Annotated in this window: 24 protein-coding genes and 2 pseudogenes; 25 read left to right on the top strand and 1 reads right to left on the bottom strand. The window is 41.4% G+C overall.

The genetic code is table 11. From position 1 onward, the window contains the following. Nucleotides 1–445: 445 nt before the first annotated feature. The 8 genes from T501_RS15095 to T501_RS15060 all read left to right on the top strand — a co-directional run bounded on the left by T501_RS15095 (nucleotide 446) and on the right by T501_RS15060 (nucleotide 4260). On the top strand, nucleotides 446–928 hold the full coding sequence (locus tag T501_RS15095) for an MPN domain-containing protein (RefSeq protein ID WP_026511727.1): 483 nt from the start codon (nucleotides 446–448) through the stop codon (nucleotides 926–928). A gap of 9 nt (nucleotides 929–937) precedes the next feature. Next, nucleotides 938–1204 (top strand): hypothetical protein, encoded by a 267-nt coding sequence (locus tag T501_RS15090; RefSeq protein WP_026497025.1) that lies wholly within the window; start codon nucleotides 938–940, stop codon nucleotides 1202–1204. Between the two features lie 296 nt (nucleotides 1205–1500). After that, complete coding sequence (locus T501_RS15085; RefSeq protein WP_044915726.1) at nucleotides 1501–1698, top strand: hypothetical protein; 198 nt, start codon at nucleotides 1501–1503, stop codon at nucleotides 1696–1698. Between the two features lie 174 nt (nucleotides 1699–1872). Next, nucleotides 1873–2151: a plasmid pRiA4b ORF-3 family protein gene (locus T501_RS15080; RefSeq protein WP_207641197.1), complete on the top strand. Its 279-nt coding sequence runs from the start codon at nucleotides 1873–1875 to the stop codon at nucleotides 2149–2151. A 45-nt stretch (nucleotides 2152–2196) separates the two neighbouring features. Further along, a complete protein-coding gene (locus T501_RS15075) occupies nucleotides 2197–2508 on the top strand; it encodes a hypothetical protein (RefSeq protein WP_026511726.1) in 312 nt (103 codons plus the stop codon). A gap of 9 nt (nucleotides 2509–2517) precedes the next feature. Further along, nucleotides 2518–2922 carry a hypothetical protein gene (locus T501_RS15070; RefSeq protein ID WP_242845540.1) on the top strand — a complete coding sequence of 135 codons (405 nt, stop codon included), beginning with the start codon at nucleotides 2518–2520 and terminating at the stop codon, nucleotides 2920–2922. Between the two features lie 10 nt (nucleotides 2923–2932). Beyond that, nucleotides 2933–3613, top strand: coding sequence for an MBL fold metallo-hydrolase (locus tag T501_RS15065; RefSeq protein ID WP_044915720.1), 681 nt, complete (start codon nucleotides 2933–2935; stop codon nucleotides 3611–3613). A gap of 35 nt (nucleotides 3614–3648) precedes the next feature. Next, nucleotides 3649–4260: a DNA-3-methyladenine glycosylase I gene (locus tag T501_RS15060; RefSeq protein WP_044915749.1), complete on the top strand. Its 612-nt coding sequence runs from the start codon at nucleotides 3649–3651 to the stop codon at nucleotides 4258–4260. 12 nt (nucleotides 4261–4272) lie between these two features. Here T501_RS15060 and T501_RS15055 read toward each other — a convergent pair whose 3' ends face one another. Then, complete coding sequence (locus tag T501_RS15055; protein ID WP_044915717.1) at nucleotides 4273–4596, bottom strand: hypothetical protein; 324 nt, start codon at nucleotides 4594–4596, stop codon at nucleotides 4273–4275. Nucleotides 4597–4655: 59 nt separating this feature from the next. Here T501_RS15055 and T501_RS15050 point away from each other — a divergent pair, with 59 nt between their 5' ends. The 17 genes and pseudogenes from T501_RS15050 to T501_RS14985 all read left to right on the top strand — a co-directional run bounded on the left by T501_RS15050 (nucleotide 4656) and on the right by T501_RS14985 (nucleotide 18493). Next, nucleotides 4656–6581, top strand: a complete 1926-nt coding sequence (locus T501_RS15050; RefSeq protein ID WP_044915715.1) for an EAL domain-containing protein — start codon at nucleotides 4656–4658, stop codon at nucleotides 6579–6581. Between the two features lie 73 nt (nucleotides 6582–6654). Continuing rightward, nucleotides 6655–7743: a GGDEF domain-containing protein gene (locus tag T501_RS20385; RefSeq protein ID WP_050008341.1), complete on the top strand. Its 1089-nt coding sequence runs from the start codon at nucleotides 6655–6657 to the stop codon at nucleotides 7741–7743. A 237-nt stretch (nucleotides 7744–7980) separates the two neighbouring features. Continuing rightward, the gene (locus T501_RS20925; RefSeq protein WP_081843191.1) at nucleotides 7981–9003 is read left to right on the top strand and encodes a GNAT family N-acetyltransferase; all 1023 of its coding nucleotides are present in this window, start codon (nucleotides 7981–7983) and stop codon (nucleotides 9001–9003) included. A gap of 8 nt (nucleotides 9004–9011) precedes the next feature. Further along, nucleotides 9012–9248 carry a hypothetical protein gene (locus T501_RS15035; RefSeq protein ID WP_044915713.1) on the top strand — a complete coding sequence of 79 codons (237 nt, stop codon included), beginning with the start codon at nucleotides 9012–9014 and terminating at the stop codon, nucleotides 9246–9248. Nucleotides 9249–9410: 162 nt separating this feature from the next. After that, nucleotides 9411–9542 (top strand): annotated as a pseudogene (locus T501_RS22735) (sugar O-acetyltransferase); the annotation flags it as partial. Beyond that, nucleotides 9532–10590 carry an alpha-L-rhamnosidase-related protein gene (locus T501_RS15030; protein ID WP_207641196.1) on the top strand — a complete coding sequence of 353 codons (1059 nt, stop codon included), beginning with the start codon at nucleotides 9532–9534 and terminating at the stop codon, nucleotides 10588–10590. The pseudogene T501_RS22735 and the gene T501_RS15030, both read left to right, overlap by 11 nt. After that, a complete protein-coding gene (locus tag T501_RS15025; protein ID WP_050008339.1) occupies nucleotides 10577–12121 on the top strand; it encodes a DUF5060 domain-containing protein in 1545 nt (514 codons plus the stop codon). The genes T501_RS15030 and T501_RS15025 overlap by 14 nt, the downstream gene beginning before the upstream one ends. Nucleotides 12122–12147: 26 nt before the next feature. Continuing rightward, nucleotides 12148–12276: a hypothetical protein gene (locus T501_RS22950; RefSeq protein ID WP_442856376.1), complete on the top strand. Its 129-nt coding sequence runs from the start codon at nucleotides 12148–12150 to the stop codon at nucleotides 12274–12276. Between the two features lie 141 nt (nucleotides 12277–12417). Next, a complete protein-coding gene (locus T501_RS15020; RefSeq protein WP_044915708.1) occupies nucleotides 12418–13035 on the top strand; it encodes a TetR/AcrR family transcriptional regulator in 618 nt (205 codons plus the stop codon). 47 nt (nucleotides 13036–13082) lie between these two features. Continuing rightward, nucleotides 13083–14018, top strand: a complete 936-nt coding sequence (locus T501_RS15015) for an aldo/keto reductase (RefSeq protein ID WP_026511688.1) — start codon at nucleotides 13083–13085, stop codon at nucleotides 14016–14018. 1 nt (nucleotide 14019) lies between these two features. Beyond that, nucleotides 14020–14562, top strand: a complete 543-nt coding sequence (locus tag T501_RS15010) for a flavin reductase family protein (RefSeq protein WP_044915707.1) — start codon at nucleotides 14020–14022, stop codon at nucleotides 14560–14562. A 109-nt stretch (nucleotides 14563–14671) separates the two neighbouring features. Further along, nucleotides 14672–15727 (top strand): aldo/keto reductase, encoded by a 1056-nt coding sequence (locus tag T501_RS15005; RefSeq protein ID WP_044915705.1) that lies wholly within the window; start codon nucleotides 14672–14674, stop codon nucleotides 15725–15727. Between the two features lies 1 nt (nucleotide 15728). After that, a pseudogene (locus tag T501_RS15000) lies at nucleotides 15729–16046 on the top strand (carboxymuconolactone decarboxylase family protein); the annotation flags it as partial. Between the two features lie 325 nt (nucleotides 16047–16371). Next, a complete protein-coding gene (locus T501_RS14995) occupies nucleotides 16372–16692 on the top strand; it encodes a hypothetical protein (RefSeq protein WP_044915703.1) in 321 nt (106 codons plus the stop codon). A gap of 47 nt (nucleotides 16693–16739) precedes the next feature. Next, the gene (locus T501_RS21450; RefSeq protein ID WP_155831538.1) at nucleotides 16740–16892 is read left to right on the top strand and encodes an N-acetyltransferase; all 153 of its coding nucleotides are present in this window, start codon (nucleotides 16740–16742) and stop codon (nucleotides 16890–16892) included. 178 nt (nucleotides 16893–17070) lie between these two features. Then, entirely contained in the window at nucleotides 17071–17853 is a 783-nt protein-coding gene (locus T501_RS14990; RefSeq protein ID WP_044915699.1) for a PhzF family phenazine biosynthesis protein, read from the top strand. A 103-nt stretch (nucleotides 17854–17956) separates the two neighbouring features. Then, nucleotides 17957–18493 carry a histidine phosphatase family protein gene (locus T501_RS14985; protein WP_044915698.1) on the top strand — a complete coding sequence of 179 codons (537 nt, stop codon included), beginning with the start codon at nucleotides 17957–17959 and terminating at the stop codon, nucleotides 18491–18493. The last annotated feature ends 15 nt before the right edge of the window (nucleotides 18494–18508 follow it).

Below are 18508 nucleotides of genomic sequence, written 5' to 3'. Positions count from 1 at the left end.
CTCTCCCAGTGGGAATAAGTGAAGGGGTAAATAATCCTTTCGTCGGACATTGAAAACTGAATAGTCATTCATCAGGTACAGTCCTGTACTGTGGAGCCGCAAGGGTACGCCTTTAGCGAGATAGCCCCTCTGGAATGCCGGTAGCACCGGTATGGCAAAGATAAGTACAGGGATAATGAGACTTCCGCTCAGCCACAACTAAACGTAATGGGAGCGGCCCGGCGAGACCCGCGGGGAGGAGAGAACCTGTGGGTTCATCGCCTTTCCTTATCCTAGGCTTTGACGCGACATGTCATCCGATTGTTGAAAATTAAGACTCATTTAATAAAAAATGTCGTATAATCTTGATGTAGTGAAGTTATGAGAAATCACTAGAGTTATAGAACGCAGAGTTTGTTTTCAAGAACGATAGTTTTGATATGGTATAATGAGGAGTAGGTAAAAGGTGGAAGATGATTATTTGATGTTGTCAGGGGCAATCAATTCCGCAAAGTCAACCCAGGTTGCTCTTAATTCGCTGAGGCTGGGGGAGGCAGGATTAAATGCCCATAGACAGAATTTGCTAAATAGAGCACCGGTTACAGATAGTTTTGCATCTTTTCCGAGAGACAGCATAGAGATTGAGGATTTGGCATATCTGTCGGCTCATGAAGATCATGAATTTGCTCTGCTCCGTGGAAAGAAGAATGATATTTTAATCCATGGAGAGCATTCAAAGGTAAATTTTGATGAAGATCTGGAAGCACTATTACTTCAGGGGAAATATGAACTTATAGCTCATTCGCATCCGGATATAGAGCTTACTGCTTCAAGAGAAGATCGTGAATTTCTAAGACGGATAGGACAGAAATCAAGCGTGATAATCTCATGGTATACTGGCAATATGATGAAGTTTTATGCTGACCCGTTTGAGGAGTTGTTTAATTAGGAGGCAGCTATGGATAGAGAAAAAATTGGATTTAAGGCATGTCTGAAAGCAATAGGAGAAGATTTTGCAGCCGCATATAAAGACAATATGGTTTTTAGTTGCGGAGAAACGGAGCAAGGTTTGTTCTGCTTTTTGGGTATTTCAACACATGATTATGAAGGAGAAGGATTGTGTTTGAAATCAAATGTGGATGATTGGGACTATTATGCGTCCTGCTACGTTCTTGAGAATAATGAAGTTAAAATGGATAAGTGTAAGCTTCCGACGTTGGTTTGATTTTTTCATTCTATGAAATGATGTGTGTACGTATACAAAGGTAGTTGTGGTAAAAGACCATAGCTACCTTTTCTAATAGTTTTAACAATAGGTGTTATCCTAGGTTTGATGTCCGCGGGTGAGAAACAAAATTCTTACACCCACCCATACACCCAACTTACACCCGTTACACCCATAACAGATACCCATAGTTATCCGTGTTTTCAGGGAAGTATGCCTAACCTGTAAGGAGGCTAGTTACCTTTGATACTCCTTGCAGGGATGGTAAATATTTATCAAAGGTGGTGAAACTGAATATGGCAAGAAACAGAGCTTACAGACGAGATATGAGAAATAGGGCCATTGCTCGTAAAAAGCATTTAAGCCATGATGTTTATGGTCTTGATTGGTTTAGAGTGGATGGAGCATATTCTAAGGGACACATTGGCTGCGGTTGTAGAATGTGCAAATTCACAAAATTCTATGGTATAAAGGCTGCGCCAGAATGTTCGTAGCCTTCCTCCCTCCAATAACCCTGACACATTAGGGGGATTTACCATAGATAGACTCTGACGACTCATATAGCGCCAGAGTCCTTTTTTGCATATAATTAAGGGAGTTGGAAGAAGGGGAGTTACGTATGGAATTAATAGTGAAGTACTTTGATGAGCTTAGTACCAATGAGCTCTATGAGATTTTTGGAAGATACAACAGCTTACGATATGAACAATCAGCCCCTGGATTATGAGTATGCCCAGAAGATGGCAAAGGTCTTTTACGACAAGAGACCTACCTGCGCCTCGCTCGATGGAATGTGCGTCATGAATGATGTTGGCGGCATGGGAGGATTCATAGACTTTTTGCAGAACTTAAAGCACGGAGATCCCGATGAGAGAAAAGAGCTCCGAGACTGGGCAACATATATGGGGTGGACCGGCAAGCTGCCGAAGGTGGAGAGTTTGTCGTGACAGGAAACTGATTATGTCTAAGTGGTGACAGAGGAGGAAAATTATATGGTTAAGATATACGGAATGCCTACATGTCCTTACTGCGATTATATTCATGAGCAGATAGTTGGACGAGAAAATGAATTTGAGTATATAAACATCGGTGAGAATATCAGAAACATGGGAGCTTTTACAAGGCTTCGTGATACCAATCCGGCATTTGATCATTCTAAGGAAATTGGCGATGTTGGTATACCGGCCTTTGTTCTTGAAGATGGTAGCATAACGCTTGATCCAGCGGTTGTAGGCCTTATTGAATATGGAACACCTGATGCCTGCTCTATAGAAGACCATAAAAGCGGAAGAAAAGGGTGCTGAGGGGAAAGTATGAGATATTTGAAATTCCTGGATCTGATACCGCTTATTATGTTCTTCATTGTAGATAAGGTAAGAGGAACACTGATCAGCAGGTATTTACTGATCATAATTGTGGTACTTGGAGTTATAAATATGCTTATTGCAAAAGGAATGAAAGAGTATTGCATTTCATCTCTGATGCTTGTTGTATCGACTGCCGCTGGAATGATTCTCTACACGTATTATTACTACTATTTTGTCAGTGCCGGTCCTGAGACTCCGATTTTTGGTGCGGCTATCATGATGGTTTATGGATTTATTAGGGAAGATGAAACGATAACCGGAGGCCTGAAATTGGGATATTCTGAGGCAGGAGAGCCAATCAGGGAACCGCTTGAGAGAAAAGGTAATCCGGTAACCTGGGTAGAAAAGTAAGGGGATAAAGATGAGTTGGGAAAAGATTGATGAGAGTACATATCAGTACGACGAAGGTGGAGTGAGATTTTTTCTTTTGATGGGTAAGAAGGAAGCTCTGCTGATTGACAGTGGAATGCAGACGCATAATGCAAAAGAGCTTGTAAGGGAGCTGACTAATCTTCCTGTCAGGCTTTTTAATACACATACGGATGTAGATCATGTTGGCAGTAATGAAGAGTTTGATGAAGTGATGATTAATCCTGCTGAGCTTGTTAACTACAAGCTGTCGCATCCCTCACAGAAGATTGTTCCGGTATATGACGGAGATGTAATTGATCTTGGGGAACGTGAGCTGCTGGCAATAGCGCTCCCGGGACATACTCCGGGAAGTACAGCTCTTTTGGATAAAAACAGCGGAATGCTTTTTAGTGGAGATCCCATACAAGATGGACATATCTTCATGTTTGGTGAGATGAGGGATTTAAGTGCATATATCCATAGTCTCAGGAGACTTGATAAGTACAAGGATGACATAAAAGGGATATATGCCAATCATGGAACACTTCCGGTGGATTATTCTATTGTGCCAAAACTAATTGAAGGGGCACTGCAGGTTGAAAGAGGAGAGATTGTTCCTGTTGAAGTTGACAGGTTCGGGAAGACTGTCCATGTGTATGATATAGGGGTGGCATCATTTTTGTGTGATTGATAGATGAAAAACAGATATTTTATGAGGATTATGCTATGGGCTTTTGCGGATGGGCGGACGTTAATGAAAGAAATAAGATTTATCATGATAATGAGTGGGGCGTTCCTGTTCATGATGATAAAAAGATGTTTGAGCACCTGATGCTGGAATGCATGCAATGTGGATTATCCTGGGACCTTATGCTGAAAAAGCGAGAGGTCTTCAGATCTTGTTTTGATGGCTTCGATTATGACAAGATTGCTGAGTACACTGATGCAGACATAGATCGGATACTTAATGCAGAGGATATGATAAAGTCGCCCAGGAAGATAGCTGCTGTCATAAACAATGCACAGTGTTTTCGGAAAGTTAGGGAAGAGTTTGGTAGTTTCTGCGATTATATCTGGGCATATTCAGGTAATAAGACAATACTCTACAGTGGTCACAGTAAGCTTGGTGGGAAAATTCCCGTAAGTAACGGACTTTCCAAGACGATAAGTAAGGACCTGAAAAAGAGGGGCTTTAAGTACGTCGGCGAAGTGACGATATATTCCCACCTACAGGCATGTGGAATAATCAATGATCATGACGAGACCTGCCCATGCTATGAAAGGATAAATGCTGCAAACCCAACTGTGAATAAACGCAAGGACATGGAAGTATATTAAGTTAAAATAGTTTCACTTACTGTATTCCCTAAGCCCATAATAATAGAACTTCTTAATCTTCTCCTTAAGAGATGCAGGCTCAATTACTATTGCATCTTGGCCAAAACGCTTGAAGTATTCTTCAAGCTGAAGCTCAGGCCAGTCAAAGTAGTACAGGTCTCCTTCGATTTTTGAAACGATAGGTCTGTTCTTGGTAATTGCTTTAAACTTTTTAACTCCATATTTGTTCAGGCGAACTACTGCATGAGCTTCAATGAATGCAGCAATACAAATATTGAAAAGACATTCATGTTGATGCTTTATAAAGCTTTTATTTGATATCGGTATTGCGTTCATATTAAAATAAAATAGGAGTAGTATGTTAGCTGTTTGACTGAATCTATTGGAGAACCCTTATGTATAACTGGATCAGCCCTTTCAACTATGACTTTGCAATAGCAGCAATCCCTATTCAGGTAATCCTTCTTTTGTTTTATGGAGTCAGAAGGAATCTGCCGATCAGGCAGAGTTCCTGTTTCTGGCTTGTCATGTTTGCCAATCTTGTCATGACTACTGCGGATATCATCTCCTGTGAGATGAATGAGATATGGTATGAATACCCACTTTGGGTGATGTATGCTATCAATCACGCTTATTTCCTTGGATTTATTGTCAGAGGCTGGGCACTTTTTGCTTATACGGCGGAGTCATCCCACAGCCATAAAGATAATTGGATTTTCAGGATCGTGACTGCGCTGCCAGCTTCGGTGGCAGTACTGCTGATTCTTTCAACTCCATGGACATCGGCTATCTATACGATTGCAGAGGATGGCTATCACAACTGTTCTCTTTATAAGACTATCTATTTCAGTACATATTTCTACATCATTATTTCTCTGATAATTGTAATATTTAACTGGGCAAAGCTCTCAAGACGAATGAAAGCGGGACTGCTTTCATTTAATCTGCTTCTTTTATTAGGCATCATAATAAGAAAGCAGTTCTATCATATGCTTGTTACAAGCTATTTCAGTATCCTTTGTATCATCATCATATACCTGACTTCAGAGAATCCGGATCTCTACAGGGACAACAGGACAAGGCTTCTGAACAAGGATGCTCTTGATCTGATAGGTCTTGACTACTGGGAAAGAAAAGTCCCTTTCAGCCTCTTGACAATGGCAATCCACAACTATGAAGAATCTAAATCAGTTTATGGAATCAGCCAGGTGAATGACGGCCTTAAGGCCATAGCTTCATGGCTTGTTAGCAGCTACCCGAAATACAGTGCTTTTTATACGAGGAACGGCAATTTCATCCTGCTCATAAAGGGCCATCTAAATGAAGATCCTGGGAAAATGATGGAGGAGTGGAAAGAAAAGTATGAGGCTCTTCAAAGATCGTATTACGGCATCGTGCAGATGAAAATATCAGCAATGCTGATACCGGATTCAGTGATTGATACAGATGGTTTAGTTGCTGGAGATCTTGCAAGATATGCAGTAGCCAATTCGTACAATGAAAACAGGCGTGGTATCTATGTCTTCTCAGATGAGATGATCAAAGGCGTAAAGAATCAGAAATCAATAGAGAGAGCAGTAAAGGATGCTATCGCTGATAACAGATTTGAAGTCTATTTCCAGCCTATTTATTCAAACAAGGAAGGCAAGGTCCTGGGGGCTGAGGCGCTGGCAAGGCTTAATGATTCAAAGATGGGCTTTATCCCGCCTCTTGATTTCATACATGTAGCCGAGAAAAACGGCGACATTATGGAAATAGGCAGGCAGATATTTGAAAAAATCTGCATTTTCCTTGAGAGGATAGATCCGAAAGAGCTGGGTATCGAATTTATAAATGTTAATCTGTCGCCCATTCAGTGCATGAGTAACAGCCTTTCACAGGAGCTGGCGAGTATTGCAGCAAAGCACAATATCCCTATGAGCATGTTTGACTTTGAGATTACAGAATCCATTATTGATGACTACGACATGATCCAGATGCAGATAGCAGGACTTCAGGCGATGGGAGCGGAGCTTTCGATGGATGATTTCGGTACGGGAGCTTCCAATATATCAAGCCTTATGACGCTGCCAATACATGTAGTAAAGGTGGATATGACATTTACAAGATCCTTCTTTGCAGGAAAAGCAGGTTTTCTTCCTGACCTGATCAGGCTGTTCCAGCACTCAAATATGGAAATTGTTGTAGAAGGCATTGAAACAGAAGAGATGAAAGACAAAATGGCTGAAATGGGGTGTGACTATGAGCAGGGGTATTTCTTCTCTAAACCTCTTCCGCCTGCAGACTTTGTAAAGTATATGGAAAGCATGGTCAATGCATAGCAGGGCAGGATTCTTATTCTTGCTTTCGATTATATTTAAAACTTTTATCTATAGTACATCACGAGGCGTTTTGATGAATCTGAAAAGATACTGGTCATTTATCATATATGGTACTTATCATCCTGAAGAACTGGCGGAAATTGAAGACATGCGTTTTAAATATAACTGCAGGATTCTCTGGATCTCTGGATTGTTTTTCATTGCCATGCTTGCAGGTGCGATCGTTACTTTGCTTGCAAAAGGCGGGGATTTGAGCTACCTCATGGGGCATGATAATATACGCATCTATGTGCCGGGGCTGATTCTTATGATCGGTTTTACTGCACTGGAGCATTTTGCTGATTTTAATAATCACAGAAAAATGTTTATTGCGATGATGTACCTTAAAATCCTTGTTATATACAGCATCATAATCCTGCTTGGTACGAAGATGATTCCAGAAGCCAATGCGGTACTGTTTTTCATGGTGCTTATTATGGAGCCGGCTATATTCTCTGATCATCCCTGGCGGACAGATTTGTTTACGCTCATTTCTGTTCTTCTTTTTCTTAATCAGTCACACCACTTCAAAGAACCCAGGTTTTTCCAAATGGATATAGTGAGTGCAGTTACTGCAATTCTAATAGTGGTGTTTGTCAGCGCAACCAATCAGCATACAAGGATAAACAGCTGGATTAATTCAATCCGTATTCAGGGCCTTAGTGAGCATGATTCTTTGACGGGGCTGTATAACAGACAGGCCTTTGATATGGGGATGAAATGTGGGTTTAGTGCATGTAAGGATATTGCTTTCGTCATGTGTGATCTGAATGGGCTTAAGCTGGTTAATGACAGTAAGGGACATGCTGAAGGGGACAGGCTACTTAAGAAAGGGGCAGAAATACTTACGTCAGTATTTGGTGACGGGAACGTATACAGGCTTGGAGGCGACGAGTTTTTTGTTGCACTTGCAGATAAAAGCAATGGAGAGCTGTCAGAACTGATTGAAACCCTTAGGGCAGATGAGAGACAGAATAATATCTCTTTTGCGCTAGGTGCAGCCCATAGAACAGCTCCCTTTGGGAATCTAAAGGAGCTTTATAAAGAAGCTGATGAAGAAATGTACCTGGATAAAGAGAAGTATTACAGGGAAAAAGCTCACAACCGAAGGAAATCCAAATGATAAGGCTTGACTCTGTGTTTTTTGGATAATACGGCTGCGCGAAGATGAGGCATGGAGAGCGTCAACCTTGAGATGAATTCTGAAGCAACACTAACTATCCTTGGCAAAATACAGATACTGAAAAAGAGCTAAATCGGCTCTTTTTTCTTGTGTCAGTTATAAAGAGATAAGTAAATGTAATTGCTGTTAAGCGGCGTCTTTTTTTGATATATTAGAAATAGTTTTGGTGGAGGGAATATGGTGCAGGAAGATTGGATATTGAATTTAGAAGACAATGAGTGGCCGCTCACTACAATTGACCATGACAGAATGATTGCCAGGGCAATAGTAGTGGATGATGAGGGCTGCTTTTATTTTGTCAGAGCAAACAGAGATGATGATTTTGGTAAGGCAACTCTTATAGAAACGGCTGGTGGTGGAGTAGAAACCGGAGAAGACTTAGATACAGCTATCAGGCGTGAGTTAAAAGAAGAACTTGGTGCTGATGTTGAGGTTTTATGTAAGATTGGAGTAGTCAGCGATTACTATAATCTAATTAACAGGCATAACGTCAATAACTATTATCTATGTAAGGTGAAATCTTTTGGGGATAAGCATCTTACCAAGGATGAGATTGATGATTTCCACCTTTCAACTTTGAAACTTAGGTATGATGAAGCACTTGCTGAATATGATAGTTGTAGATGCACTAGCCTTGGAAGACTAATTGCTAATAGGGAAGTGCCGGTTTTAAAAAGAGCAAAAGAACTGCTGCAGAAGATAAGGGTGGAATCATTTAGTATTGATTACCTTCAGGATTACTTTGATGGATTCGATGAGGACATCACAAGATATCAGTGGCCGGATCCTTTTGAGAGTATTGATGATGCCAGAGAACTTTTGCAGGGATTTCTTGACGAGGCAGAGAGCGGTGAAACAATACTTCTCTCTGTACTGTCAGAGAATGGAGAGTTAATAGGAAGTTCCGAAATTCATGGGCTTTCAGAGGATTGCTCTGAAGTCGGTGTTTGGATAAAAAAAACAGAATGGAACAAGGGATATGCGTATATAGCATTGAAGAAGGCGCTTGATATCGCTCGTATAGAGTATGGAAAAAAGGAGTTTTTCTATGAGGCAGACATCCGGAATATTGGTAGCATGAAACTTCTTCAAAAGTTTGAAGGTGAATATGAAATTACAGAACAAGAACTGGAGAAGGTAACTACTGATTCCGGGAAAGAACTTGAACTTCAGGGATATATCATGAAGGTAAGGGAGTAAGTAAAACTATGAATAAGAAAACGATTGCAACTACAATTTACATTCTGGGAATATGTTGTGTACTTTTCTTTGGTGCAAGTGCAGTTATAGGTGGAAATACTGTAAGCAATCCGGAGGCAATGATTCCTTTCACGGAATTTGAGAGAAATATAATAATACTGTGGATAGGATTTATTCCGATGATAGCGAGTTGCTTTTTCATGTTATCAGCTTACAGAATTAAGGATCGCACAAAAAGATATTAGTTCTTATACCGGGGATTGCGACAGGAATACCTTTTATAGTAGGTGCTTGTTTTGTGGTATATTTGCTCTTCCTCGGAATGGTTGATGTTATGGGAATGAAATAATAAGTAGGAGATAGTGGAAAAGTAATGGAACTTCGCAAAATAAATAATGAAGATGCTAAATGTCGTTACGAAGGATCTGCCGGATAATGTTATTGCTGTAGGAAATCCTTGCAGAATAATCAGGGAAATTACTGAAAATGACAGGGATTATTATTTCAAAGACAGAAAATTTGATGTGGATGATCTATGAGTTTTATGGTGATATCACGATTATAAAAGAGCAGTATGAATCAATGCGAAGCTGGGTTGATTTCATTACCGGGAAGGATGGTGATAACTTCGGATGGAGAAAAGAGTTCCATTTTGGAGACTGGCTGGCTCTTGATGTACCGGGTGCCGATGTATCTGCAACTTCCGGAGCGACAGATCCCGGATTTATTGCAGACGTATACTACATGTATAGTGCAGAAATCGTAGCAGATGCTGCTATGCTCACCGGCAGAGTTAATGATTCTGAAAAATATAGAGATCTTGCTAACCGTATAAGAAGCAGAATACATCATGAGTATTTTTCGCCAAGCGACCGCTGCTGCTGTGATACACAGACAGGACTTGTGCTTACATTGCAACATAATCTTGCTGACAAGGAGAAAACTTCAAAAAGACTGCGTGAAAAGTTTGAAGCTAATAAGTTCAAGCTGGATTGCGGTTTTGTAGGAGCTCCGCTTTTATGCAAAATTCTCGCAGAGAACGGAATGTCAGACATTGTTGAAAAGCTGCTGTTAAATGAAGAATTTCCGGGATGGCTGCATGAGGTAAAGCTTGGTGCAACAACGGTTTGGGAAAGATGGAACAGTCTGGATGATAATGGGCATATTTCATCTACAGGAATGAACAGCTTGAATCATTATGCATACGGTTCTATTCTAGAGTGGATGTATGCACATCTGGCAGGAATTAAGCAGCTTGAGCCGGGATTTAGATCTGTCCGGTTCGAACCTAAGCCCATTTACAAACTTAAGCATCTGTCAGCATCATATAGAAGTGCCTCAGGATTGTGGGAAACCGCATGGAAGATGTCTGATAAGAAGTATATTGAAATACACATAACAGTACCTTTCGGAGCAAAAGCCGAAGTGGTTTTGCCTAAAGCGTATAAGAGTGTATTAGAGGATAAGAAAAATCCGATGTTTAAAAATATGAAAAACGGTATATGTTACCTTGAAGCAGGCTCATATGATGCAAAACTGAAATGCGATATTATTGAAAGCCAGGAGAAAATATATGAGACAGTATGAGACTTTTGAATTGACTTTCCGGGGTGATATGCTTACGGAAGCTTATGCTCAGATCCCGCTTACCGCCGAGTTTATCTGTAAAGAAGAGCATAAGACCATCAAGGGCTTTTATGATGGTGATGGAATTTACAAGGTGCGCTTTTTGCCCAGGTTTCAAGGTGAATATCACTGGAAAGTCAGCGGCATTGTGACAGGTGAAGGTTCTGAAATATGTAAAGCACCCCTTCCGGATGCACACGGTCTGGTGAAAGCTGTAGATACACACTTTGAATACGAGGATAAATCGCTGTTTTTCCCGTTTGGAACCACAGTATATGCTCTGGCATCACAGGATGATGCATTGGTAGAGGAGACGCTTTCGACTTTAAGTACCGCACCGTTTAATAAGATCCGTATGTGTGTGTTTCCCAAGGACTACGACTACAACCACAACGAGCCACCTTATTATGCCTTTGAGAAAAAGGAGGATGGAAGCTGGGATGTGGACAGACCTTGCCTGAAGTTCTGGCATCGCTTTGAAAACATATTGAACCGGATCATTAAAATGGGTATTCAGGTGGATCTGATTCTATTCCATCCATATGACAGATGGGGCTTTGATGCGCTTGACCAGCCAGACAATTTGCGGTATCTGGACTATCTGCTGAGCCGCCTGTCAGCCAATCCTGGAATTTGGTGGTCTCTGGCAAATGAATATGATCTATCAAACAGTAAGACACTGTCAGATTGGGAGGAGATAGAAGCCTTTGTTGCGAAGAATGATCCCTATGGGCATTTACTTTCCTGTCATAACTGCTTCTGTTTTTGGGATGCAAAGCGACCGAATATAAGCCATGCCAGCCTCCAGACAAAGGGGTTCAGTGAACTGCCACGCTGGATAGCGAAGTATAACAAGCCCATAATGATTGATGAGTGCTGTTATGAGGGAAACCTACCTACATTCTGGGGAAGTATCTCCGGTCGGGAGATGGTCTATAGATTCTGGCGCTGCATTGCAAGTGGAGCATACTGCACACACGGAGAGACCTTCCAATCTGATGACGATGTTATCTGGTGGGCGAAAGGCGGTGTCTTGAAAGGAGAAAGTCCTGAACGAATTGCCTTTCTGCGGGAGATTGTGGAAGCACTGCCCGGGCCGCTGACTCCTGTTACCGGAGGTGTGTTGGAGCTTGCGCAGATGAGTCCGGAGGCTATGGAAGAAGGGCTTAAGCAGATGGATCCCAAGATGCATCGGTTTATCAGGGCTATTTCAGCCAGCATCCACCGTATGGAGCAAGACGACCGCACGGCGCATATAGCGGGGGAGCATGAGTGGGCTTCCCGGGCAGGTGAAGATGCCTATCTTTGGTTCAACGACCGGCAATGCTTTGGAGAACAGACTCTGCAGCTTCCTGAGGATAAGCAGTACCTTATCGAATTGATTGATGTCTGGGCGATGACCCGTACAGTTATAGCAGAAAATGCAAGCGGAAACACAAGAATCTGTCTGCCCGGCAAAGAAGGGCTGGCAATACTGGCTACCAGATGTTGATTCATTGTTTTAAGATTAATGAATATTTGAAAAGAGACTTGGAAGAAACTGATCTGTTCCGGAAACTTCGTATCCTGGACCTGTATGCACAGAATGATCAGGACAGCGTAAGGGAATCTGTAAATGCATGGATATCCGGACTCGGATATTTCTAAGATGAATGTTATAACACAGGGCGTATAAACACTAATGTTTATGCGTCCTTTTTTATTTTAAAAATATATTGACACGGTGTCAGAAAGTAATTATAATTCATATTGACACGAAGTCAGAATAAAAAATCAGGAGACAGATATATGCCAAAAGGATCACCGGAAAGAACCGCAGCAAGAAAAGAAGAAATCATAAGTGCCTGCGAGAAGCTGTATCAGACCATGAGCTTTAAAGATATCACTCTTAAAGAGATCGGGAATGAAACATCCTTCTCAAGACCGACAATATATAACTACTACCAGACAAAAGAGGAAATATTTTTGGCCCTTTTTGAGAGGGAGTACATTCGTTGGAATGAAGAATTACAATCTATTCTTCAGGAAAATGAGAAGCTTTCCAAGGAGCAGCTTGCAAACAAGCTTGCATTATCCATAGCAAACAGGCAGCAACTGCTAAAACTTCTCTCCATGAATAACTATGATATGGAGGAAAACAGCAGACCTGAACTTCTTACATCTTTTAAGGTAGCTTATGGCGAGTCTATGAAAAATGTATGCAGGATAATCACAAAGTTCTGTCCGGAGAAATCGGTGAAGGAGATTCAGGATTTTATATATGTATTCTTCCCTTTTATGTTTGGTATTTATCCTTATACCGCAGTAACGGATAAACAGAGGGAAGCCATGAAACAGGCAAATGTGGACTATGTATATCAGTCCATTTTTGAGATAACAAATAACTGCCTGCTGAAGCTTTTATAAAGCGAGGCAGACTAATAAAAACACTAATTTCAAGGAGGAAAACTAAAATGGCAAATTTACCAAAGATCGCTCTTGGTGCATGGGCATGGGGCAACGACGGAACATTTGGAAACAATCTTACAGCAGAGAGCCTTAAGCCTATTTTTGACACGGCAATTGAAAATGGACTTAATCTTTGGGATACAGCCTATGCTTATGGCATGGGAACATCAGAGAAGGTGCTTGCAGGATTTCTTGAAGGGCTGCCAAGGGAGTCTTACCTCATTTCCGATAAGTTTACTCCACAGTGTGCAGATGCATCTTCAGCTTCTGCAATGAAGGATATGATAGAGATGCAGCTTGGCCTTATGGATCTGGACAGGTTTGATGTTTACTGGATCCACAATGTGTCTGGTGCACCAAAGTGGACGGAAGAACTGGCTAAGTACTTTGAAGGCAAGGACAATGTGCCTCTTCTTGGAGTGTCTAACCATAACCTTTCTGAGATCAAACAGGCAAATGAGATCCTGAAGGCTCACGGTCTTAAGCTGTCAGCGGTACAGAACCATTACAGCCTGATCAACAGATCATCAGAAGACTCAGGGATCCTGGATTATTGTAAAGAAAATGACATTACCTTCTTTTCATACATGGTTCTTGAGCAGGGAGCATTGTCAGGCAAGTATGATACAAAGCATCCTATGCCAGAAGGCTCTGCAAGGGCAGAGATCTATAATCCTGTACTTGATAAGCTGGAGATCCTTAATGAAGAGCTTAAGAAACTTGCAGACAAATATGGTGTAGGAATGGCTCAGATCCCGGTTGCATGGGCAATAGCAAAGGGAACCCTTCCTATTATCGGTGTGACAAAAGAAAACCAGGTGCTTGATGCAGTGAAGGCTGCAAATATCACCCTTACAGATGAGGAAGTATCCTCACTTGAAAATGTAGCTGATAGTCTGGAACTTAATGTGATCCGCTTTTGGGAAAAGGAGATGAAATAATATGGCAAAGAAAAATATCGGAGCAACACTTGCGTTATATCCATGCCCTGTGATCGTTGTTGGGGCAATGGTAAATGATAAACCTACATGGACTCTTGTAGCACATGCCGGAACTGTGGCACACAGTCATTTGATGGTATCCCTGGTACAGGCACATTATATCAACAAGGGCATTCGTGAGAATAAAAAACTCTCTGTAAATGTAGTAGATGAGTCATGGCTTGCCAAGGCAGATAAGATGGGAACAATCAGCGGAAACAAAGAGGATAAGTCTGAGGCATTTGCATGGACCATGGGTGAAAATGGAGCACCTCTTATTGATGAAGCCAAGGTTTCCATTGAATGTGAAGTTGATGGGAACTATGAACTGGAAAACTTTGACCACTTTATCTGCAAGATCCTTGCTACCTATGCGGATGAAGCAGTTTTAAATGAGCATGGCAAGATCGACTATCATACCTTTAAGCCGGTATTGTTTGAATTCCCGACTTATGAGTATTTCGTTACCGGAGAAAGCAAAGGAAACTGTGGAAAGATGAACTGATTTTTCTGGTCTCTGGCCTTAAAAGGTCAGAGGCTTGTTTGTATAAGAATAGATGAAGCCATGATCAAAAAGTGGCTTGATGAAGTACTGTAAACGGAGGAGTCAGATAATGAAATATACAAAGCTTGGAAATTCAGATTTAAATGTATCCCGTATATGCATGGGCTGTATGGGGTTTGGCGATGCAACGAGAGGGCAGCATAGCTGGACGATTGACGAAGAGCATTCTAGGGAAATCATAAAAAGAGGGCTTGATCTTGGAGTTAATTTCTATGATACGGCGATAGCATATCAGAGCGGAACCAGTGAGCAGTACGTAGGACGTGCGCTCAGAGAATTTGCAAAGCGTGAGGATGTGGTTGTTGCGACTAAATTTCTTCCGAGAACACCCGAAGAGATTGAAAAAGGAGTCTCCGGTCAGCAGCATATAGAAAATATGATAAACACAAGCCTTCAAAACCTTGGAATGGACTATGTGGATCTGTATATCTATCACATGTGGGACTGGAATACAGATATCTACGACATCATGGATGGCTTACATCGCATAGTGAAAGCAGGGAAGGCAAGATATATCGGTATTTCAAACTGTTTTGCATGGCAGATTGCAAAGGCGAATGCGCTGGCAGAAAAAGAAGGCTTTGCAAAGTTTGTTTCTATCCAGGGACATTATAATCTGATCTTCCGCGAAGAAGAGCGTGAGATGGTGCCGTATTGTGAAGAAGAGAATATCGCACTCACTCCGTACAGTGCGCTGGCAAGTGGAAGACTATCCAGAAAGCCCGGTGAGGGAGATACCAAGAGAGCTGCCGAGGATACCTATGCCAAGTTTAAATATGATGCTACGGCGGAGCTGGATGCTGTGATCATAGACCGTGTGGCAGAGCTGGCTGAGAAACATGGCGTGACTATGACGGAAATATCACTGGCTTGGCTCCTTACAAAAGTGGCGTCGCCTGTGGTAGGTGCGACCAAGCTCCATCATATAGAAGGTGCAGCAAAAGCGGTAGATCTGGAACTAACGGATGAAGAGCTTGATTACCTTGAAGAGCCATATGTCCCCCATCCGCTTGCAGGTGTCATGGCGCAGAATAAAAGAACTGATGCATCCAAAAAACATGTTTGGACTACAGGAGCACAGAAAATAGTAGGAGGAGAGAAATAAGATGGCAGAAAAAATCGTACAGACAGCAGGAAGAGATCAGCTTGGTGAGTTTGCGCCGATGTTCGCACACTTAAATGATGACGTACTCTTTGGTGAGGTATGGAATGAAGAAGCAATAGATGTTAAGACAAAATGCATCATTACGGTAGTTTCACTTATGGCTTCCGGTATTACAGATTCATCGCTTTCATATCATCTTCGGAATGCGAAGGCTCATGGCGTTACAAAGGAAGAGATTGCTGCAATTATAACTCATGCCACCATGTATGTAGGATGGCCTAAGGGTTGGGCAGTATTCAGACTGGCAAAAGAAGTATGGAATGAAACGACAGAGGCTGTTACAGATTAGGATAAAACACCCGAGCCGCCGAGTCCATTTTCTTTTGCAAAAGAATAGCGGCAATGATGAGCGTCAGATCATGACTTCGAAAGAGGTTGTGAGCCTGACGCTTTTTTCATGCCATCAACCCAAGGCCGAGGATGACGATCCGGAGACGACACAAAAAGAGACCGAATAGAGTTGGCGTGATAATAGAGAAGGTCATATTGAGGCAGAAATGCTTCAATATGGCTTTTTATTTTGTCTGAAAACATGTATGATTATTCATGAGTTGTCAGAAATGATGATTTTGGAGGAACTGGGTATGATAATCGGATTTGTTATCTGGAGTTTTTGTGCTGTCTTAATCTTCATAGTGGGTGTTGTGGATTTAAAATCTGCTAAACCGGTGGGATTTTTTACCGGGGTCAAGCCACCAAAAATCACCGATGTAAAGAAATATAATAAAGCCGTTGCGTTGTTGTGGTTTATCACAGGGATTGTGTTTGAGCTGATTGGATTGCCATTCCTTTTTTTGAAGCAAAACTCCCCAGCATTTGTATTTATGATGCTTGCAACAGTTGCCTTAGTAATTGTCATGATGGTGGTGTATCTGAGCATTTCAAGGAAGTATGAGAAGAAATAAGATAGAAAATCTGGTGATGTTGGAGCGAAAAATGATAAGGAGCAAGAATGGCGGTGCTTGAGACTCAGAGCTACAATTCCAAGGCAATCTCTTTTTACAAGAAAAACGGCTTTGAGATTATTGGCTTTGACAGATATGCATATTCAAACGATGGTCCCGAAGAGCATAACATGAGAATTGAGATGGGGAAGAAACTATGATCAGATTGCAGACTGTTGAAAAGAAAGACAGGGATCTTCTCTGGAATAATAATCAAAAGTATTTGTATGAGATTGAGGAGTTGAAAGAGATTAGAAAGAAGTTATGAGCAAGGTATTATAGTCCTGGAGCAGAATGGGTTCAGATGGTATATGAGTTAAAAAACGATTGAGGTGTGCAATGAAACAATATATTGTTGATGCTTTTACAAACAAACCTTTTTCAGGCAACCCGGCGGCAGTTTGTGTAATGGATAAATGGCCGGAAGAAGATTTCATGATGAAGCTCGCGATGGAGAATAATCTGAGCGAGACAGCATTTATAGTCAAGGAGGAAGAAGGCTATCACCTCAGATGGTTTACTCCGGGATCTGAGGTTGAACTATGCGGTCATGCGACCCTGGCCTCTTCTTTTGTGATATTTAACTACTTTGAGCAGAATAAGGATGTAATAGAATTTAATACTCTCAGCGGAAAACTAACAATTGCCAGAAAAGGTAAACTCTATGAGATGGACTTTCCCACATATGAGCAGCAGGAGATACCAGTGACAGATGATATGGAAAGTGCTTTTGGAGTGAGACCCGTTAAGGCAATATTGGGACCTGATCTTGTATGCATTTTTGAATCTGAGGAGCAAATCCGAAACATGCAGCCGAATCAGAGTAAACTTGCTGAGCTACCCGGCCGTGGGCAGGATGTTACTGCAAAGGGAACAGATACAGACTGTGTATCACGTAGCTTCTTTCCTAAACTTTTGGTTCCTGAAGATCCCGTGTGCGGTTCTGCACATTGTCAGATAGCAGATTACTGGTCAAAAGAACTGGGAAAATCAGAGATTCATGCATATCAGGCATCAAAAAGAGGTGGTCATCTATACTGCAAACTGCTTGAGAACGGAAGAATAAAAATAAGTGGAGAGGCTACTTTGGTGGCTATCTCAGATATTGTTGTTGATTTTTAACTTCTAGGATAATGGCTTATGGAATTAAGAAGACTTAGAGACAATGAAATAAAATTATTACAGGATTTTCTGTATGAGGCAATCTATATTCCGGAGGGTGTAGGTGAAGGTTGTTCTTATTAGGCATGGTAAAGTGAATTTTAGATGGAAATCTTGGTACACATCTGACCAGTTTGACGAAGCATGCGTGCTGTATGACAAGGCTCCTATCTTGAAGTTAAGCTATTCTATACCGGATGCGAAGTATTCCAGCTATTACATAAGTGCCTTGTCGAGAACCGGGGAAACAGCTCAGAGTATCTTTGGTGAGCAGGACTATATTTCTACAGATCTGATTAACGAAGTCCCATTATCAGCAAGTTTATATATCGGAGTTAAATTACCATTACTGTTTTGGAATATCTCAGGCAGGATTCAATGGTATTTCAATAATGGTAGGCAGAAAGAAGGCAGGTTACAGACAAAGAAAAGAGCTAAGCAGTTTGTGCATATGCTTGTTGATAAGAATGAGGACTGCGTGATAGTTACACATGGATTTTTCATGCATACGCTTGTGGCTGAGCTTAAAAGAATGAATTTTAGCATTGATAATAAATCGCTGAAATATGCAAATGGCGAATGCGTGATAGCAAGATTATAAGTTTTCATTGGAGAA

It is taken from the genome of Butyrivibrio sp. WCE2006 (assembly GCF_000701985.1).
Taxonomy (GTDB): Bacteria; Bacillota; Clostridia; order Lachnospirales; family Lachnospiraceae; genus Butyrivibrio.
Note: the sequence above shows the minus strand (reverse complement) of the source record. Positions and strands in the feature narration are given on the sequence as shown.

What these genes read in the sequence shown, in the direction of transcription:
- T501_RS15090 (WP_026497025.1), top strand. Translation starts at nt 938, where the DNA reads ATGGATAGAGAAAAAATTGGATTTAAGGCATGTCTGAAAGCAATAGGA.
- T501_RS15085 (WP_044915726.1), top strand. Translation starts at nt 1,501, where the DNA reads ATGGCAAGAAACAGAGCTTACAGACGAGATATGAGAAATAGGGCCATT.
- T501_RS15080 (WP_207641197.1), top strand. Translation starts at nt 1,873, where the DNA reads ATGAGATTTTTGGAAGATACAACAGCTTACGATATGAACAATCAGCCC.
- T501_RS15075 (WP_026511726.1), top strand. Translation starts at nt 2,197, where the DNA reads ATGGTTAAGATATACGGAATGCCTACATGTCCTTACTGCGATTATATT.
- T501_RS15070 (WP_242845540.1), top strand. Translation starts at nt 2,518, where the DNA reads ATGAGATATTTGAAATTCCTGGATCTGATACCGCTTATTATGTTCTTC.
- T501_RS15065 (WP_044915720.1), top strand. Translation starts at nt 2,933, where the DNA reads ATGAGTTGGGAAAAGATTGATGAGAGTACATATCAGTACGACGAAGGT.
- T501_RS15060 (WP_044915749.1), top strand. Translation starts at nt 3,649, where the DNA reads ATGGGCTTTTGCGGATGGGCGGACGTTAATGAAAGAAATAAGATTTAT.
- T501_RS15055 (WP_044915717.1), bottom strand. Translation starts at nt 4,596, where the DNA reads ATGAACGCAATACCGATATCAAATAAAAGCTTTATAAAGCATCAACAT.
- T501_RS15050 (WP_044915715.1), top strand. Translation starts at nt 4,656, where the DNA reads ATGTATAACTGGATCAGCCCTTTCAACTATGACTTTGCAATAGCAGCA.
- T501_RS20385 (WP_050008341.1), top strand. Translation starts at nt 6,655, where the DNA reads ATGAATCTGAAAAGATACTGGTCATTTATCATATATGGTACTTATCAT.
- T501_RS20925 (WP_081843191.1), top strand. Translation starts at nt 7,981, where the DNA reads ATGGTGCAGGAAGATTGGATATTGAATTTAGAAGACAATGAGTGGCCG.
- T501_RS15035 (WP_044915713.1), top strand. Translation starts at nt 9,012, where the DNA reads ATGAATAAGAAAACGATTGCAACTACAATTTACATTCTGGGAATATGT.
- T501_RS15030 (WP_207641196.1), top strand. Translation starts at nt 9,532, where the DNA reads ATGATCTATGAGTTTTATGGTGATATCACGATTATAAAAGAGCAGTAT.
- T501_RS15025 (WP_050008339.1), top strand. Translation starts at nt 10,577, where the DNA reads ATGAGACAGTATGAGACTTTTGAATTGACTTTCCGGGGTGATATGCTT.
- T501_RS15020 (WP_044915708.1), top strand. Translation starts at nt 12,418, where the DNA reads ATGCCAAAAGGATCACCGGAAAGAACCGCAGCAAGAAAAGAAGAAATC.
- T501_RS15015 (WP_026511688.1), top strand. Translation starts at nt 13,083, where the DNA reads ATGGCAAATTTACCAAAGATCGCTCTTGGTGCATGGGCATGGGGCAAC.
- T501_RS15010 (WP_044915707.1), top strand. Translation starts at nt 14,020, where the DNA reads ATGGCAAAGAAAAATATCGGAGCAACACTTGCGTTATATCCATGCCCT.
- T501_RS15005 (WP_044915705.1), top strand. Translation starts at nt 14,672, where the DNA reads ATGAAATATACAAAGCTTGGAAATTCAGATTTAAATGTATCCCGTATA.
- T501_RS14995 (WP_044915703.1), top strand. Translation starts at nt 16,372, where the DNA reads ATGATAATCGGATTTGTTATCTGGAGTTTTTGTGCTGTCTTAATCTTC.
- T501_RS21450 (WP_155831538.1), top strand. Translation starts at nt 16,740, where the DNA reads ATGGCGGTGCTTGAGACTCAGAGCTACAATTCCAAGGCAATCTCTTTT.
- T501_RS14990 (WP_044915699.1), top strand. Translation starts at nt 17,071, where the DNA reads ATGAAACAATATATTGTTGATGCTTTTACAAACAAACCTTTTTCAGGC.